At 73.0% G+C, this 16,380-nt stretch carries 14 protein-coding genes; 5 read left to right on the top strand and 9 right to left on the bottom strand.

Translation table 11 applies throughout. The annotated features are described in order from the left end of the window. Window positions 1-24: 24 nt before the first annotated feature. Both FB388_RS29570 and FB388_RS29565 read right to left on the bottom strand, forming a co-directional pair. Complete coding sequence (locus tag FB388_RS29570) at window positions 25-1,044, bottom strand: LLM class flavin-dependent oxidoreductase (RefSeq protein ID WP_142105380.1); 1,020 nt, start codon at window positions 1,042-1,044, stop codon at window positions 25-27. A gap of 126 nt (window positions 1,045-1,170) precedes the next feature. Continuing rightward, entirely contained in the window at window positions 1,171-2,958 is a 1,788-nt protein-coding gene (locus FB388_RS29565) for an Hsp70 family protein (RefSeq protein WP_142105379.1), read from the bottom strand. Window positions 2,959-3,150: 192 nt separating this feature from the next. Here FB388_RS29565 and FB388_RS29560 point away from each other — a divergent pair, with 192 nt between their 5' ends. Together FB388_RS29560 and FB388_RS29555 are read left to right on the top strand one after the other, a co-directional pair. Further along, window positions 3,151-3,837, top strand: coding sequence for a hypothetical protein (locus FB388_RS29560; protein WP_142105378.1), 687 nt, complete (start codon window positions 3,151-3,153; stop codon window positions 3,835-3,837). A gap of 198 nt (window positions 3,838-4,035) precedes the next feature. After that, window positions 4,036-6,630: a helix-turn-helix transcriptional regulator gene (locus tag FB388_RS29555; RefSeq protein WP_142105377.1), complete on the top strand. Its 2,595-nt coding sequence runs from the start codon at window positions 4,036-4,038 to the stop codon at window positions 6,628-6,630. A 723-nt stretch (window positions 6,631-7,353) separates the two neighbouring features. Here FB388_RS29555 and FB388_RS29550 read toward each other — a convergent pair. From FB388_RS29550 to FB388_RS39680, 3 genes are all read right to left on the bottom strand, one after another. Next, window positions 7,354-8,847 carry a dynamin family protein gene (locus FB388_RS29550; protein ID WP_142105376.1) on the bottom strand — a complete coding sequence of 498 codons (1,494 nt, stop codon included), beginning with the start codon at window positions 8,845-8,847 and terminating at the stop codon, window positions 7,354-7,356. Next, window positions 8,844-10,649: a dynamin family protein gene (locus FB388_RS29545; RefSeq protein WP_142105375.1), complete on the bottom strand. Its 1,806-nt coding sequence runs from the start codon at window positions 10,647-10,649 to the stop codon at window positions 8,844-8,846. The genes FB388_RS29550 and FB388_RS29545 overlap by 4 nt, the downstream gene beginning before the upstream one ends. Window positions 10,650-10,743: 94 nt before the next feature. Continuing rightward, window positions 10,744-11,799 (bottom strand): hypothetical protein, encoded by a 1,056-nt coding sequence (locus FB388_RS39680; protein ID WP_170225881.1) that lies wholly within the window; start codon window positions 11,797-11,799, stop codon window positions 10,744-10,746. A 185-nt stretch (window positions 11,800-11,984) separates the two neighbouring features. Here FB388_RS39680 and FB388_RS40965 point away from each other — a divergent pair, with 185 nt between their 5' ends. Beyond that, on the top strand, window positions 11,985-12,110 hold the full coding sequence (locus FB388_RS40965) for a hypothetical protein (protein ID WP_281290491.1): 126 nt from the start codon (window positions 11,985-11,987) through the stop codon (window positions 12,108-12,110). Between the two features lie 26 nt (window positions 12,111-12,136). Here the strand turns inward: FB388_RS40965 and FB388_RS29535 are convergent, their stop codons facing one another. The 4 genes from FB388_RS29535 to FB388_RS29520 form a co-directional block, all read right to left on the bottom strand. Beyond that, window positions 12,137-13,402, bottom strand: a complete 1,266-nt coding sequence (locus FB388_RS29535; RefSeq protein ID WP_142105374.1) for an MFS transporter — start codon at window positions 13,400-13,402, stop codon at window positions 12,137-12,139. Window positions 13,403-13,507: 105 nt separating this feature from the next. Then, on the bottom strand, window positions 13,508-13,816 hold the full coding sequence (locus FB388_RS29530) for a hypothetical protein (protein WP_142105373.1): 309 nt from the start codon (window positions 13,814-13,816) through the stop codon (window positions 13,508-13,510). Between the two features lie 141 nt (window positions 13,817-13,957). Beyond that, window positions 13,958-14,350 (bottom strand): VOC family protein, encoded by a 393-nt coding sequence (locus FB388_RS29525; protein WP_142105372.1) that lies wholly within the window; start codon window positions 14,348-14,350, stop codon window positions 13,958-13,960. Window positions 14,351-14,360: 10 nt separating this feature from the next. Further along, window positions 14,361-14,639, bottom strand: coding sequence for an ArsR/SmtB family transcription factor (locus FB388_RS29520; RefSeq protein WP_142105371.1), 279 nt, complete (start codon window positions 14,637-14,639; stop codon window positions 14,361-14,363). 118 nt (window positions 14,640-14,757) lie between these two features. Between FB388_RS29520 and FB388_RS29515 the strand changes: the two genes are divergently transcribed. Next, the gene (locus tag FB388_RS29515; protein WP_142105370.1) at window positions 14,758-15,102 is read left to right on the top strand and encodes a YciI family protein; all 345 of its coding nucleotides are present in this window, start codon (window positions 14,758-14,760) and stop codon (window positions 15,100-15,102) included. Then, on the top strand, window positions 15,099-16,325 hold the full coding sequence (locus FB388_RS29510) for an RNA polymerase sigma factor (RefSeq protein ID WP_142105369.1): 1,227 nt from the start codon (window positions 15,099-15,101) through the stop codon (window positions 16,323-16,325). The genes FB388_RS29515 and FB388_RS29510 overlap by 4 nt, the downstream gene beginning before the upstream one ends. The last annotated feature ends 55 nt before the right edge of the window (window positions 16,326-16,380 follow it).

Below are 16,380 nucleotides of genomic sequence, written 5' to 3'. Positions count from 1 at the left end.
CCCTGACAGTTCCGGCATGCGAGATCACCGCCAGCCGAGCTCGGGGGCGAGATCGGTGAGCACGCTGTCGATGACGTGGGCGTTGTAGTCGACGCCCAGCTGGTTGGGCACCGTGAGCAGCAGCGTGTCGGCGGCGGCGATCGCCTCGTCCTCGGCGAGCTCGGCCACCAGCTTGTCCGGCTCACCCGCGTAGCTCCGGCCGAACCGGGCGGTGCCCCCGTCCAGCCAGCCGACCTGGTCGGTGCTGTCGCGGTCCCGCCAGAAGAGCTGCCGGTCGATGTCGCTCACGATCGGGAAGATGCTGCGGCTCACCGAGACGCGCGGCTCGCGCGTGTGCCCGGCCGCCTTCCAGGCGTCCCGGAACCGCTGGATCTGCTCGGCCTGCAGCTGGTGGAACGGCACACCGGTGTCCTCGGTGAGCAACGTCGAGCTCATCAGGTTCAACCCCTGCTCGGCCGTCCACTCCGCCGTCGCACGGGTGCCTGCACCCCACCAGATCCGGTCCCGCAGCCCCGGCGAGTGCGGCTCGATCCGCAGCAGGCCCGGCGGGTTGGGGAACATCGGACGCGGGTTCGGCTTCGCGAAGCCCTCACCCTTGAGCACCTCGAGGAACACCTTGGTGTGCTCGCGGGCCATGTCGGCGTCGCTCCTGCCATCGGTCGGCACGTGACCGAAGTAGCGGAAGCCGTCGACCACCTGCTCCGGTGATCCCCTGCTGATGCCGAGCTGCAGCCGGCCACCGGAGATGAGATCCGCGGCGCCTGCGTCCTCGGCCATGTAGAGCGGGTTCTCGTACCGCATGTCGATCACAGCGGTGCCCAGCTCGATCCGGCTGGTCCGCGCCCCGGCCGCGGCCAGCAGCGGGAACGGGGAGGCCAGCTGCTGGGCGAAGTGGTGCACGCGGTAGTACGCGCCGTCGGCGCCCGCCTCCTCCGCGGCCACCGCGAGCTCGACCGACTGCACCAGGGCGTCCGCGGCGGACCGGACCAGCGAGTGCGGCGAGTCCGACCAGTGCCCAAAGGACAGGAACCCAATCTTCTTCACGGTGCAACCAACTCTGGGGCGTCGAGCGGCATTCCACGCGCCGGAACACCGACGTCACAGACCCAGCCCCCGCTTCACAAAGGCCGGCCCTTTGTGAAGTACCGGCTGGGTTTGTGAAGTCCGCCTCTACTCCGTGGGGGTGCTCTCCTGGTCGTCGTCGGCGGGGTCCTTGACCGGCACGTCCGTCGCGCCGCCCTTCTCGTTCGGCTGGCCTTCCACCGACGAGGGGCCGGTGTTCCCGTTCCCATTCCCGGGGTCGATCACGGGTGGAGCCGATGTCGTCACCACCGGGGGCGGTGTGGTCGTGGTGGTCGTGGTGGTTGGCGGCGGCGTCGTGGTGGTCGTCGTGGTCGTCGTGGTGGTCGGCTCGGTTCCTGGGTCGCCGTTGTCGTCGTTCCCGGCGGGTTGCTGCGGCGCAGGGCGGGCGCCGCCGTTCTGCGGCCGCGGTGCCGCCCGGCCCTGGTTCTGCGCCGGGGCCTGGCCGCCACCCTGTTCCTCGACGGCGGCGGGCGCGGGGGCGGGAATCTCCGTCAGCTGGGGGACCTCCACCACGGCCGTGGTCGTCCCGCTCGTGGGAGCCGGAGCCGTCCCGTTCGGCCCGTACAGCAGTGCGGCGCCGATCGCCGCCGCGACCAGCAGACCGCCCGCACCGAACACCACCACCGGCCGCCGCGCGCCGCTCGCGCTGAGCGGCGGGGAGACGGTCGACGCGAGGGAGGGCACCGGCGGGCGCGGCGGGTCGGCCGCTGGCGACAGAGGTTCCGTCCGGGCGGCCGGCACCGGTGTGGGCGTCGGCGGCGCGGTCCGGGGGATCGGCGGGATGTTGGCCGCGGGCCACGACTCCGGGCGTGGCGAGACGGACAGCGCGGCGCCGAGCGCGATCGCGTTCTTCGGGTCGGCGTCCACCGCGACCGGACGGTCGAACGCAGCCGAGACGAGCTGGGCGACCAGCGGGATCCGCGAGGAACCGCCCACGAGCAGCACGGCGGTCAGGTCCGATGGCAACAGCCCGGCCGACGCCACCGCGCGGTGCAGCGCGTCGACGCTCTCCTCGAGCTGCGGGCGGATCATCGCCTCGAACTCGCCGCGGGTGAGGCGCACCGCGGTCTGCATCCCGGGCAGCAGGACGGCGATCCGCACCTCGGTGTCGGCCGACAGCGCCTCCTTCGCCTCCTTGCACTCGCGCCGCAGCCGCGACACCGCGCCGAGCACGGTGTCGTCGGCGGGGTCGAGCTCGTCGAACGCGCTCCCGACCGCATCACGGACGTGCGTGAACACCGCGTCGTCGAAGTCGACGCCACCGAGCCGGTCGATGCCCTCCGGCCGGCCCAGCAGCGCGAACGTGCCGTTCTTGCGCACGACCGCGGAGTCGAACGTGCCGCCGCCCAGGTCGTAGACCGCGATGGTGGACCCGCGCTCGACCCGCTCCGCCGCCGCGTAGCTGAGCGCGGCCGCCTGCGGCTCGGCCAGGAACGCCACGTTCAGCCCACGCGCGGCCAGTGCCCCGTGCAGCAGCTCCTTCTTGTGCGGCCCCCACGAGGCGGGGTGGGTCAGCGCGATCCGGCGGGCAGGGCCGCCCTCCCGCTCGGCCACCCGCTGGACGACCCAGACCACCAGCGTCGCGGCCAGCTCGTGGGCCCGGACCGGCCGACCGCCGACCACCAACGGGATCTCGTCGCCCACCTGCCGCTTGAACTCGCGCACCACGCGATCCGGGTCGGTCGACGCCCGTCGCTCGGCCGCCTCACCCACCAGCACCGAGCCGTCAGGGGCGAAGTACAGCACCGACGGCACCTGCACCGAGCGGTCGCCGAGCGACACCATCTCCGGATCGGCGTGCTGCTGTTCCGTCGCGCGCGACACCGCCGCCGCCGTGTACGTGGTTCCGAGATCGATCCCGAGTTGATAGCTCATGGGTTGGCCCCCTACGCCCGTTCCGATCGGAGCCTCCATGGCCGCATGGCCGCGGTCATCCCCCGGACCGCAAGTCGCGGTCGGATCCCCTAAACCCCCCAAGGCGGACGGCCACCGGGGTCCGGTGCGGGCACGTTCCGAATCCGTCGCATCCCTGATTGCGACGCGCCCCGCACTTCGTAGGGTTGCCACGTGTCTGCTGAGCCGAGCGCCTCCATCTGGGAGGTCACGCGGATGATCCTGGACAGTCCCGGGACCAGTCCGTCCGTGATTGCGCACGCGCACGGGTTCAGCGCGGCCGAGGTCGCCGAGCTCCTCCCCATCTTCCTCGACAACCTCCGCGCCGACTTCGCATCGGCCGACGGGCCGGCACCCGCGCTCGTCCCGCCGCCGCAGCAGCCCGGTGAGACCCCCGAGGAGCACGCCGACCGCTACCTGCGCGAGCTCGCCCAGAACGAGCACCTCGACGTCGTCGGCTACGAGACGCTCGGCACCACCGAGAGCGACCTGGACGACCCCGACCTGGACAGCGCCGACCTGGACGCCGACACCGAGCTCGACGACGATCTCGACTCGGAGATCGATCTCGACGCGGACCTCGACACGGACCTCGACACCGACCCCGGCCAGGGCGCGGCCTTCATGGACGCTCCCGGCGAGACCGCGTCCCACGAGATCGTCGAACTCGACGACGCCACGGCCGGTCAGGCGGACGAGGACCTTCCCGACCTCGCGCAGGACGACCCGTTCGCGGCGCAGCCGACCGACGCGGCCGACACCGACGACACGTTCGACGACGGTCCCATCGACGGGGGCATTCCCGACCCCGGTGTCCCTGCGGGCGCGGACGACCCCGGCGAGCCTTTCCCGGTGAGCTAACGCCTCGAGCGCGGCATCCGAGGGATACACCGCGCGCACTGTGTATCAGGGCCCGTTCGGCCGTCTCCTGTACCAGGTCGGGTCGCTACTCTCATCGGGCTTCCCCGGGTTCGCAGCGACACGTCAGGTACGGCGACGGACGACGGTATCGACACGGGAGGGCATGCTGCGGTGCACATCAGTGGCGGCCGGACCGTGATGACCGCAGTGAAGTCCGAGGGCGCTGCCTCCGACAGCGCGCTCGCCGGCGCACCCGCCGCCCGCAGGCTCTACCGGGAGGTCGCCTCGGCGCCCAGGACGGAGCGCCGCAGGGTGGTCGTCGGACCGGGCGGCAGCGGCAAGTCCGTGCTGCTCGGCGTGCTGGAGGCGCTCTACGGGGCCGCCGGGGTCACGGTGCGGCGCGACGTCCCCGGACCCGACGAGCCGTTCGACCCGAACGCTGCTCTGCTCGTCGACGACGCCCACAAGCTCGACGACGAGGCGTTGGAACGGGTGCGGGCCTGGGCCGCCGAACCCGGGTCCCAGGTCGTGCTCGCCCACCGGCCATGGCCGCGCGGTGGCCCGCTCGCCTCGATCGCCGTCGCGTTCGGGGCCGGCCGCGGCCCGGTCGTGCTGGGGCCGCTCGACCGCCCCGGCGTCGCCGCCCGCTCGAACCTCCTGCTGGGCGAGCGACCCACCGCCGAGCTGGTGGACCTGGTGTTCGAGCAGACCGGTGGTTCGCCCGACCTCGTCGACCGGCTGCTCGTGGGACTGCGCGACGACCGGGCTCTCGACCGGCTCGGGTCCGCGGGTGAGCCGCCCACCGCCGTCGTCCGGCAGTTGGGGTACGAGATCGACGCGCAGCCGGTGGCCGTCCGCGAGCTGCTGCTGGGACGCACCGTCGGCGCGCCCCTCGACCCCGAGGTGCTCGGCGCGCTGCTCGACGTGCCCCCCGGCGCGGTGGGGGAGCTGCTGGACCAGGCTGCGGCCACCGGTCTGATGGCGACCGACGGCGCGGTCGTGCCGCTGTTGCGGCACGCGATGCAGCGGGTGGTCCCGGCCGCCCACCGGCTCGTGCTCCAGCGCAGGCTGGCCGAGATCCAGCTCGACGCCGGTGGCAGTGTGCTCGTCGCCGCGCGGGGCCTGATCGGCAGCGGGGCGACCGGCGCGCGGGTGGCCAGCGCGTTCGAACGCGCTGGCGACGAGGCGCTGCGGGAGTGCCTGCCCGTCGCGGCGGACCTGTTCGCCGCCGCGGTCGAGGCCGGAGCGCCTCCGCTGGCACTCGCCGCGCGGCGGGCCGAGGCCGCGTTGCTCGTCGGCGACCTGGACGCCGCGCTGCGGCGGGCCGACCAGGTGCTCGCCGAACCGGCGGCGGTGGACGGCGCCGCGGCGCGGCGGGCCGTGGAGGTGGCCGCGGCGGTGCTCGCGCACCGCGGCATGCTCAGCCGCAGCGCCGAGCTGTACCGGTGGCTCGCCACGCAGCCGTTCGGCGGCCCCACCCTGCTCGCGGTGCCGGCGCTCGTCGGCATCGGGGCGCTCGACGAGGCCCGGGAGATCCTGGACGCGACGTCCGGCCGGTTGCCCACCGTGCTGGCCGGCGCCGAGGCGCTGCTCGCCCACGGCATCCACGACACGGTCGCCGGCACGCCAACGGCCGCGCTCTCCCAGCTCACGCGTGCGGCCGCGCTGCTGGAGGCGTCCGGGCGGGCGGCGTTGCTGCCGGACAGCCCCGCCGCGCTGGCCGCGCTGGTCGCGATCCACTGCGGGGAGCTGGACGTCGCCCAGTCCGTGCTGGGCCAGGCCGTCGCCGCGGAGCTGGGCGGTCGCGTGGTCGCGGCCCGGCACCTCCTGCTGCAGGCGCTGGTCGCGATGCACCGCGGGGCCAGCGTCCAGGCGAGGGCCCTGCTGCAGTCGGCGTCGGACCCGGGACGGCTGGAGCCGCGGGACGAGCTGCTGGCCGCCGCGCTCGACGTCGGGCTCGCGCGCCGGGCGGGCGACCTCGCCGGGCTGCTCGCCGGATGGCGCCGGGCCCGCGAAGCCGTCGTCCGGCACCCCGTCGACCTGTACTCGCTGCAGCCGCTCGGCGAGCTCGTGGTCGGCGCGGCCCGCCTGAACGAGCAGGGCTGGGTGCAGCCGTACCTCGACGAGGCCGAGGCGCTGCTCGACCGGCTGGGCAAGCCGCCGCTGTGGGCGGTGGCGTTGCACTGGTCCGGGCTGCAGGCCGCGATCGCTTCCAATGCCGGCGCCACCGCGCAGCGGCACGCGGCCGCGTTGGACCGCACCGCCCCCACCAGCAGGTACGCCACGGCGGTGGCCGGGGCCGGGCGGGAGTGGCTGCGGAGCCTCGCGGGCGACGTCGACGCCGACGCGGTGGAATCCGCCGCACGGGGTCTGCATTCGGCCGGTCTCAGCTGGGAAGGTGGGCGGCTCGCCAGCCAGGCGGCCATCCGCTGCCGGGACCGCAAGAGCATGAACGCCCTGCTCGGTTGCGCCCGCGCCCTGCAGGCCGGTGCCGAGGCGGCGCCCAGCGCAGCGCCCGCGGAAGCCGCACCCGGCCGAGCCCAGCCGGTACGTCGCGTGAAGGTCCCGGAGCAGCAGAGCACGGACAGCGCAGCCGGCGCGATCAGCGGGCGGGAGCGGGAGGTCGCCGAGCTCGTCCTGTCCGGGCTCACCTACAAGCAGATCGGCGAGCAGCTGTTCATCTCCGCGAAGACCGTCGAGAACCACGTGGCGCGGATGCGGCAACGGCTGGGCTCCGGCAGCCGCGGTGAGCTCTTCGCCCACCTCCGCATGTTGGTCGACGAGGGCAAGTAGCCGCTGGTACACCGGGAGTTCCGCTCGGTGCTCCCACCGTGGCCCGTTCGGCGGTGGCCGTGACCATGATCCGGAGTATCGGTTCGCTATGGCTGTGCCGACAGCCGTGAGCAACCGATACACGTGATCTTGGTGGTCAAGACCCGGTGTGTCGGGTCTCCATGGTCGTGGGGACGACCGTGGACAACCTCCAGTTCGAATCATGGTCGTCCGACCGGTGCGGTCCCTGCGTTTGTTGATCGGTTCCCGTCGAGTTGGCCTGGTCAGGAAGCCGCGGTGGGCGCGCCGTTCCCGGCTCGGGCCTCCCGGCGATCCCTCCCGCTGCCGGTCTCTCGGGTGAGTCGCCTATTTCCGGGGCCCCTCGCCTTTGTCAGGGGGGCCGCGTTGGGTTCACTACCGAATTCCGTGGTTGCGTGGACGGCCGTCCCCGACGCGGGGGCACGGCGGTCGGGACAACACCGCCGCCCAGGGTGCCACGCGACCTGCGGTGGTCCCGACCCTCATCCTCAGCCAATCCTGCATGGCCGGGCGAGACCAACCCGGCACCAATCGGGCGCCCGGGGGGCGGAAGCGAGCGCCGGGAGGCCAGAGCCGGAACGGCGCGCCCACCGGAACGGTTCCCACCACAACGACACCCCTGCATTCCGCGGAACGCCCGCCGAGGTCGTGACCAGCGGTCCTGGGCAGTACGCGGCCAGCTTGCTGATCATGGCCGTGAACGATCTACAGCCGCTGGTCGAGCCCCGCGAGGATGCCCTCGCAGCTCCGTACCACCACGCGTGCGGCGTTGGCCATGGCCCGGCTGGCCAGCGGGCTCTCCGCGCGCCGTCGCCACACCGTCAGCCGGTCGAGTGCGGCGGCGCGCAGTTCGTCCCGGGCGGCGTCCGGTGGGAGGCCGAGTCGCTGGTTGGGTGCGTTCCCGTCGCCGCCGATGAGCCGCTCCGCTTCCCCGGCCTGATCCTTCGGGGGCCGCAGGACCCGGCCGCGCAGGTCGGACAGCAGCCGTAGCTCGGCGAACTCGTGCGCGCCCGCGAGGATCCGCTCGACGTCGACGACGAGCGGCGCCGCGGTCGGCCGGGGCTCGCGGCGCAGCACCAGGTCGAGGGCGATGAGGGCCGAGCGCGCCTTCAGCACGTCCCGGCGCTGGGAGAACTGGCTGGCGAGCACCTCGCGCAGCTCGACGAGCCCGCTGCGCTGCACCAGCTCGGCGGCGAGCGCCGAGGAGTCGGCGACACCCTGCCGGATGAGGGTGGTCGACAGCCGCAGGCCGAACATCCCGAACCGTTCGAGCAGCTTCGCGCGGGTCGCGGTCGGGAGCTCGGTGCCGTCGTCGGAGGTGACGAAGCGGTCGACGGTGAGCAGCAGGGCGTCCAGCTGCTCCGGCGGGAGGGCGGCCAGCTTGGTCAGCGCCGCGAACTCGTCCTGGCGCATGGTGCGACCGGTGACCGCGAGCAGTCCGGCCACGGGGACGACGGTCTGGCAGAACGCGCGCAGCGTCTCGTCGGACCGGTAGCGCGCTGCGATCACGCGGGCCGAGCGCAGTGCGTCGACGCGGCCGACGCCGATCTCGTCGGCGCGCGACAGCACGGCGATGGTGTTGACCGGGGCCGCCCGCGCGACGCCCTTGTCGTGGAAGGACTCGAGGAACCGCATGTCGGCCGAGTGCAGGTGGCGCATCAGGTACAGCACGGCGTCGGCGGCCGACGGCGCGTCCTCGGGGGCGAGGAACCGTTCGCTGCGGGCCGAGACGTCCAGGGACAGCGAGGCGATGCCCGGGGTGTCGATCAGCGTGGTGGCACGCAGGCTGGCCGACGGCCAGGTGACCTCCAGCCGGTCCACCGTGTCCGCCGGCACGCCCATCTCGATCTGCAGGGCGCCGTCATCGCGCGCGATCCGCAGCGGACGGGGCGGGCTGCTGTGCGGGTACAGCGTCACGGCGGGGGCGTGGCCGTCCTGGTACCACGTGACGACGCGCGTGCACTCGCCCGCGTCGGTCGGGGCGATCTCCTCCCCGACGAGCGCGTTGAGGAGCGTCGACTTGCCGGCCTTCACCTTGCCCGCGATGGCCAGGCGCAGCGGCTCGTCGTAGCGGTCCAGGTGGTGGCGCAGCCAGCGGAGGGCGTCCGGGCTGTCCCGGTAGGTCTCGACCGCACGCCGCAGCACCGCACGGACGGAGTCCCGGAGCACGGGGGAGCCGCCCCCGGCCGCCGCGGTCACGATGCCTCCATCAGGGCGCGAGCCCGGTTGGCGAGGTGCTCGACGCGCTCGAGCTCCGCCTTGAGGTCACCGATCCGGGTGCCGCGTTCGGACTGGGTGGCCTTCACCGCGCTCTGCGCCGCCGCCACCGACTCGGCCATCGACGTCTGCATCTCCTCGGCGAGGGCCGTGAAGTGGTCCCGCAACGTGCGGTGGGTGCGCCGCAACAGGTCCTTGGAGTCCTTGCCGACCTGGAACTGGACCTCGTCGATGTGCTTGCGGACGAGCATCTTGGCCTCGGCCTTCCGCCGTTGCAGCGCCCGCTGCTTCTCCTCCTTGAGCTGCTTGCCCCCCAGGAGCAGCGCGCCGCCGATCGCTGCGAACGGCGCGGCGATGGCGAGCCCCGGGATGAGGCTGAGCGGCATGAAGAACATCAGCGCGCCCCCGTACCCGCCGCGCATCCCGGTGAGGACCGCCTCGCCGAACCTCATCCGCTGGATGTCGGGTGGCTCCAGCGCCGCGACCCGGGGCGCGGGGCCGGCCGTGGCAACGGGCAGGTCGGGGAGGGCGACCTGCCCGTCCTCGGCGAACAGCGCGGCCACCCGGCGCGCGAGGGCACCGGCACGCTCGCTCGCCCAGACGAAGTTGGCCGACGCGGCGCAGGTGACCTGGTGCTGCACCCACTTCGCGAGCTGGTCCCACACGTCGGCGGGGTCGGCGTCGTCGGCGAGCGTCTCGGCCTCCCGCATCACCGTGCGGAGCCGGTCGCGCAGGTCGTGGTCGACGTCGGAGGACAGGTCGGCGATGGCGTCGTTGAGGGTGACTTGCCAGCGCGCTGTGCGCTCCTTGAGCCCGGTGGCTGCGGTCCGCGCCTTCTCCAGCCGGGCCACCAGCTCGTGGGCTTTCTCCGGGTTCTCCTGCGCGCTGAGCTCGGCGCGCATCGTCGTGCTCAGCTGCTCGCAGACGGAGGAGATGTCCTGGCCGGTGGAACGGCGGGCGAGCTGCTCGGCCTGGCCGAGCACCCGATCGCGCAGGTAGCTGACGAGCACGGGGTAGCCGGACTCCTCGTTCAGCTCCTTGTTCTTCGTGCGCAACGCGAGCTGGCGGACCGCCGAGGAGATCGGGATCAGCTCGGTGGTGACGCCGGCCGCGGCGAGGTGGGCCCGGTCGAGGTCGGCGATCCGCCGCCACGCCGGGTACAGGTCGATCTTGGTGAGCACCGCGACGACGTTCGGGCACATCTGCATCGCGGTCGCCAGGAAGTCGAGCTCCGGCTTCGTGTACTCCTGCGCCGCGTCGGACACCAGCACCACGGCGTCGGCACCCGCGATCGCCGCCATCGTCGCGGCGCCGTGCGCCGACCCGAGACCGCCGACGCCCGGCGTGTCGACGAGCACCAGCCCGCCGGCGAGCAGCGAGCGGGGCAGCCCCACCTCCGCGTACGAGATCCGCTGGCGGTTGTCCGGGTTACCGGACTCGGAGACGTGCTTGGCCAGCTCCCCGATCGGGATCTGGGTCCGTTCCGGTTCCCCACCGCCGGCCGGCTCCCGGACCAGGGTGGCCGTCGGCGCGGCTGCGTGCCGCACCATCGTCGGCACCGCGGTGGCGACGTCGTCGTCCACCGGGCACACCGACGCCGACACGAGCGAGTTGACCAGCAGGCTCTTGCCCTGCTTGAACTCCCCGACGACGAGCACCCGCACGCTCGGGTCGGACAACCGCTCCTTCGTGCGGGTCAGCTTGGCCTTGAGATCCGGCCGCCCGTAGGCCTCGGTCGCCTTGCGAGCGACGTCGATGAGCTGAATGGCATCGGACACCGTCACGTTTCCCCCTCGTGCCGGAACGAACGACCGACTCAGCACCTCTCAGAGGTGCTGAGTCGGTCCGGTGGGTGCCGGGTGTTACCCGATGGGCCGATCAGAAGTCGACGTTCTGGTCGCTGCCCGTGTCGATGTCGACGTCCGCGCTCGCGTCCGCGTCGCCGCCGTCGCCACCGGTCGCGCTGCCGCCGGTACCGGCGCCACCCGCTCCACCAGCGCCGCCGTCGCCACCGTCGCCGCCCTCGTCGAACGGGAAGCTGTCGAGGTCGTCGCCGCCGTCGCCGCCGTCGCCCCCTGCGCCGCCGTCGCCACCGGTACCGGCGCCGCCCGTGGCGTCGCCGCCGTCGGCGCTCGCCGACCCGCCGGTCGTGTTGCCGACGGTGACCTCCGAGTCGTTGTCCTGCTGCTGGTTGACCTGCTTGGCGTTGTCGCCCGTGGAGGCGTTGACGGCGTTCTGGCCGCTGCCGAAGTTGTCGTTCCCGCTGCCGACCGAGGAGGCGTTGCCGCCGACGCTGACCGAGCTGCCGTCGTTGGCGTCGATGTCGCCGGTGTTGCCGATGTTGCCCTCGCCGTCCTGCAGCACGTTCTCGTTGCCCGTGGCGGCCTGGTTGTCGTCGCCCTGCTGCAGCACGCCGCCGTCACCGATGTCGCCGGTGTTGAGGTCGACGTCGTCGAGGTTGCTGTCGTCGATGATCACGCCGCCGTCGGTGGCGGTCTGCTCGCTGTTGTCGATGTCGAAGTCCTGGACGACGTCGCCACCGGCCTGGATGTTCTGGTTGATCGAGTTGTCCTCGATGTTGTTGATCGTCGTGAATTCCTGGTAGTTGTTCACTTCCTGGGTGAGGTACTGCACGTACTCCTCGGGGCTCGCGTCGTAGGGCGGCGGCGAGGAGGGCACGTACACCGGTGCGGAGGTCGCGGCGGCCTGCGTGGCGGCCTGCGTGGCACCCTGGGAGCCGGACTGCGCGGTGTCCAGGTTGTAGTTGCGGCTGAAGTCGGCCTGCGCGAAGTAGGTGTTCCAGCCCTCGGCCAGCTCCTGCGGCGTGGTGTCGTGCTCGGCGGCGAAGTCCTGGACGTCCGCACCCGGGTTCGCGAGCAGCCACTCGCGCAGAGCCTCGAGCAGCCCGCCGAGGTCCGTGATTCCTGCAGTCATGTGATGTCTCCTCGATCTGTTTTCCGATTCGCGCTCCGGCGATGTAAGGAAAAGCTAGGAGTCCGCGAGCCCCTGGACATCCGGGATCGGGCGAGCGCACGACCGGCGGGATTGTGGGGTCAGCGGGTCGTTGGGGGATGAGGGATTGGGGGATCTGCCGCCCCTCGGCGTGGCACGCTGCGGGCGTGACCGACACGGGCCGGACGCAGCGGGAGGGCGACCTCGCGGAGATCGTGCGGGTCCTGCGGCCGGCCGCGCCACTCGCGGTGGGGTTGTGGGGCGGCCTGGACCTCCGAGGGACCACGCGGTGAGGCCGCGTACGGGCCTGCGCGGTTCTTCAGCTTCCGGTCGGACGAGAAGGTGCGGGCGGCGCTGGGGCGGCACGGCGACCTCGAGCGCTGGGAGACGTTCGGGACCGCGTCCGAACTGCACTACCAGTTCGCGGTTCTGCGCACTCCTTGACGAGCACGCCGACGGCCACCAGGAGCGCGACGCCCGCTGCGGCCGGGGCCACCAGGAAGGCAGCGGCGCTCCCGCCCGCGTCGGCGGCGCGGCCCGCCACGGCTTGCGCGGCAGCTGTGCCGATCGGGCCGCCTGCGTTGACCGCCATCAGGGCGGTGGCCGTGCCGCGGCCACCGGACAGGCGTTCCGTGAGGGCGTACGCGGAGATCATGTACGGGGCGATCGAGAAGCCCGCGACGGTGATGGCGACGGGTAGCGACGCGTGGCCGGCGGCCAGCCCGGCCGTGCCGAGCAGCAGACCCGTCGCGGCGCCCAGGTACCGGTGGGTGTCGCGTACGCGCGACGGCACCCACGCGTACGCGACGCCCGCGACCGAGCTCCCCACCGCGAGCAGGGCGTACAGGAGACCCGCGCTCCCCGGATCGGCGTGCTCCGCGGCATGGCTGGTGACGCCGGTCTGCACGGACCCGAACACGGCGCCCAGCGCGGCCGCCGCCAGCGCCATCGCGACGAGCGGACCGCGCCGGGGCCGCGCGGCCGCGGCCGGTCGGCGGGAGGGCGCCGTGCGGGCGTAGAACAACGCGAAGGGCGCGGCCGCGCCCGCGGTGAGGAGCACCACCGCGGAGAGCGGCGCGACGGGGCCGAATGACGCGGTGAGGAGTCCGGCGAGCGCCGGCCCCGCGACGAAGCCGAGCTCGTCGGCAGCGGTCTCGTAGGACAGCGCGGTCGGCAGCAGGCCGGCGCGTCCCCCCGCGCGCAGCCGCCGGGCCCAGTGGATGCGGGCCAGCGGGCCGACCGCGGGCTGCGTGAGCCCGACGGCGAGCGCGGCGGCCGCCATCGCCGGCCGATCGGCACCGGTAGCGGCGACCAGCGCGCCCGCGCACCCAGCATGGGCGGCTGCGGCGGTGACGCCGACCCAGCGAGGGCCGAAATGGTCGGCCAGGGCGCCGACGCCGATCCCGCCCGCGGCGGAGGCGAGGCTCTGCACGGCCGTCGCGGTACCGGCGAACGTGTAGCTGCCGGTGGCGGCGTGCAGGAGGGTGAGGGTGGCGAGGGGCGTGATCGCATAGGGCAGCCGGGCGATCAGGCCGAGGAGGAGGAACGGCAGCGGAACGGCGCGCACGAGCTCGCGGTAGGACACGAGGCGTCTCCGGACATGTCGAGGAGACGCGCCTACCCTGCCACCTGGCGCGAACCTGTCCCGCGTGCTGGCGTCAGGCTAGTGCGGTCTGCCTCCAGCCGCGGATCAGAGGTAGCCGGAGCGATCGCGATCTCGGCCCGCCGCACCCTCCGACTCCACCTCGAGCGCTCGCCGGGAGCGGGCGCGACGACGGCGGGTGAGCCAGGTGCCGGCCAGCACGCTCGCGACGGCCGCGATCCCCGCGACGAGGCCCTGCGCGTTCATCACGAACGCCATCAGGCCGTTCCACGCCCGGCCTGCGTAGTAGCCGACCGTTCCTTCGACGTGCAGGCGCAGTTCGACCTGGCGGTTCTCGATGACGACCTCTCCGCCGTCCGGGTCGATGACACTCGCGACGATCGAGAGGCGGTGCATCCCGGGCTCGTCCGCGATGACCCGCCACTCCCAGAAGGCTTCCGGTCGCTCGGGGCGAAGGGGCTGCACCTCGCTGGAGACGGGTTCGACCCGGACCGGGAGGAGCGGTGCCGGCAGCCGGAGGCGAACCGCACCGGGGGACTACCCCTTCTCGGCGGCGATCTGGATCAGGTTGCCGCAGGTGTCGTCGAACACCGCCGTCACAACCGGGCCGAGGTCCGTGGGCTCCTGCACGAACTTGACGCCCGCTGCGCTCAGCCGCTCGTACTCGGCCTGCGCGTCCTCGACCGCGAAGGACGTGAACGGGATGCCGTCGGCGACGAGTGCCTCCTTGTACACCTGCGCAGCCGGGTGGCCCGTGGGCTCGAGCAGGAGCTCGACACCGTCCGGGTGGGCGGGGGACACGACGGTGAGCCAGCGCGCGCCGCCTGCCGGCACGTCGGTCTTCTTCACGAAGCCGAGCACGTCCGTGTAGAAGGCCAGCGCCTTGGCCTGGTCGTCGACGTAGACACTCGTGACGTTGATCGTGAGCATCGCTGCTCCTCTATTCGATCGGCCAGCGCTCGACGATCGAGCGCAGGGGGGTGGTGTCGAGGTGGTGGAACTTGTAGCGGCCCTCGCGCCGGGTGCTGACGAGCCCGGCCTCCTCGAGCACGGCCAGGTGCTGCGAGATGGCCTGCCGCGACGAGCCGAGCCCGTGCTTCATCGTCAGCCGCGTGCATATCTCGAACAGTGTCTGGCCGTCCCGGTCGGTGAGCTCGTCGAGGATCGCCCGCCTCGTCGGGTCGGCGAGCGCCTTGAAGAGCGGATCGGGCTCGGGCACGAGCCTTTATAGGCAAGCGACCACTTGCCTGTCAAGATTTCTCCGGCGGGTTGTCGATCCGGGCCGATGCCGGTTGTCGTAGTGGTGACCGACCGAGAAGGACGAGGAGGGACCCGAGATGCAGTACATGCTCTTGATCTGCGGTTACGACGGCGACGAGGTGGCGCCGGAGGACCAGACGGGCTACACCATCGAGGACTGGGTGACCGAGATGGACGGTCGCGGTGTCCGGCTGGTCGGCAACCGCCTGCGGCCGCCGACCGACAGCACCACCGTGCGCATCCGCGGCGGCGAGGTACTGGTCTCCGACGGCCCGTTCGCGGAGACCAAGGAGCAGATGTTCGGCTTCGACCTGCTGGAGTGCGCCGACCTCGACGAGGCCATCGAGGTGGCGTCCAAGCACCCGAACGCCCGGCACGGGGTCATGGAGATCCGGCCGGTCTGGCCCCTCGGCCAGGAATGACCGACGTCGAGGCCGCGGTCGCCGGAGCGTTCCGCGACGAGTGGGGCCGTGTCGTCGCCACCCTCATCCGGATGACCGGCGACTGGGACCTCGCGGAGGAGTGCGCGCAGGACGCCGTCGCGCAGGCGCTGGCCCGCTGGCCCCGCGACGGAGTCCCGCGCAACCCGGGCGCATGGCTCACGACCACCGCGCGCAACACGGCGCTCAACCGGCTCAAGCGCAGCAAGATCGAGGCGGAGAAACTGAGGGAGGTGGCGGCGATGCCGGTCGGACAAGAGGACACCGGCGACGACAGCACCGTGCAGGACGACCGCCTGCGACTGATCTTCACCTGCTGCCACCCGGCGCTCCCCCTCGAGGGCCGGGTGGCGCTCACCCTGCGCACGCTCGCCGGGCTGACCACGCCGGAGATCGCGCGGGCGTTCCTCGTGCCGGAGGCGACCATGGCGCAGCGGCTGGTGCGGGCGAAGCGCAAGATCCGCCAGGCCGGGATCCCGTACCGGGTGCCGCCCGACCACCTGCTGCCCGACCGGCTCGTCGGTGTGCTCGGCGTCGTGTACCTGCTGTTCAACGAGGGCTACTCGGCCGCGGTTGGGGCCGACCTGATGCGGCACGACCTCTGCGGGGAGGCGATCCGCCTCGCCCGCCTCCTCTCCGCGCTGATGCCGGACGACCCCGAGGTGCTCGGCCTGACGGCGCTACTGCTCCTGCAGTACTCGCGGCGAGCGGCGCGGGTCGACGCCGACGGCGAACCGGTGACCCTCGAGGACCAGGACCGCAGCCGCTGGGACCGCGACGAGATCGCCGAGGGGCTCGCCGTGCTCGACGCTGCGCTGCGCCGTCGCGAGCCGGGGCCGTACCAGGTGCAGGCGGCGATCGCCGCCTGCCACGCCCGCGCCGAGCGTGCGTCCGACACCGACTGGCCGCAGATCGCCGCGCTCTACGGCCGACTCGCCCAGCTCACCCCGTCCCCCGTGGTGCGGCTCAACCGGGCCGTCGCCGTGGCGATGGCGGTGGGCCCGGAGGCCGGCCTGGCGCTGGTCGACGAGCTGGGCGACGAGCTGGCCGGCTACCGGCACGTTCCCGCGACGCGCGCCGACCTCCTCCGGAGGCTGGGGCGGCACGTGGAGGCGGCGGAGGCGTACCGGCAGGCACTGGCGATGACGGAGTCGGAGGCGGAACGCCGCTTCCTGACCCGCCGGCTGGCCGAGGTGGGCGGCTGAAAGGCGACTTCACACACCCGGTGCCGACTTCACACAGGGCCGGCCCTGTGTGAAG

Origin of the sequence: Pseudonocardia cypriaca (assembly GCF_006717045.1) — a bacterium.
Classification (GTDB): Bacteria; Actinomycetota; Actinomycetes; order Mycobacteriales; family Pseudonocardiaceae; genus Pseudonocardia; species Pseudonocardia cypriaca.
This window is presented reverse-complemented; position numbering and strand designations above follow the sequence as displayed.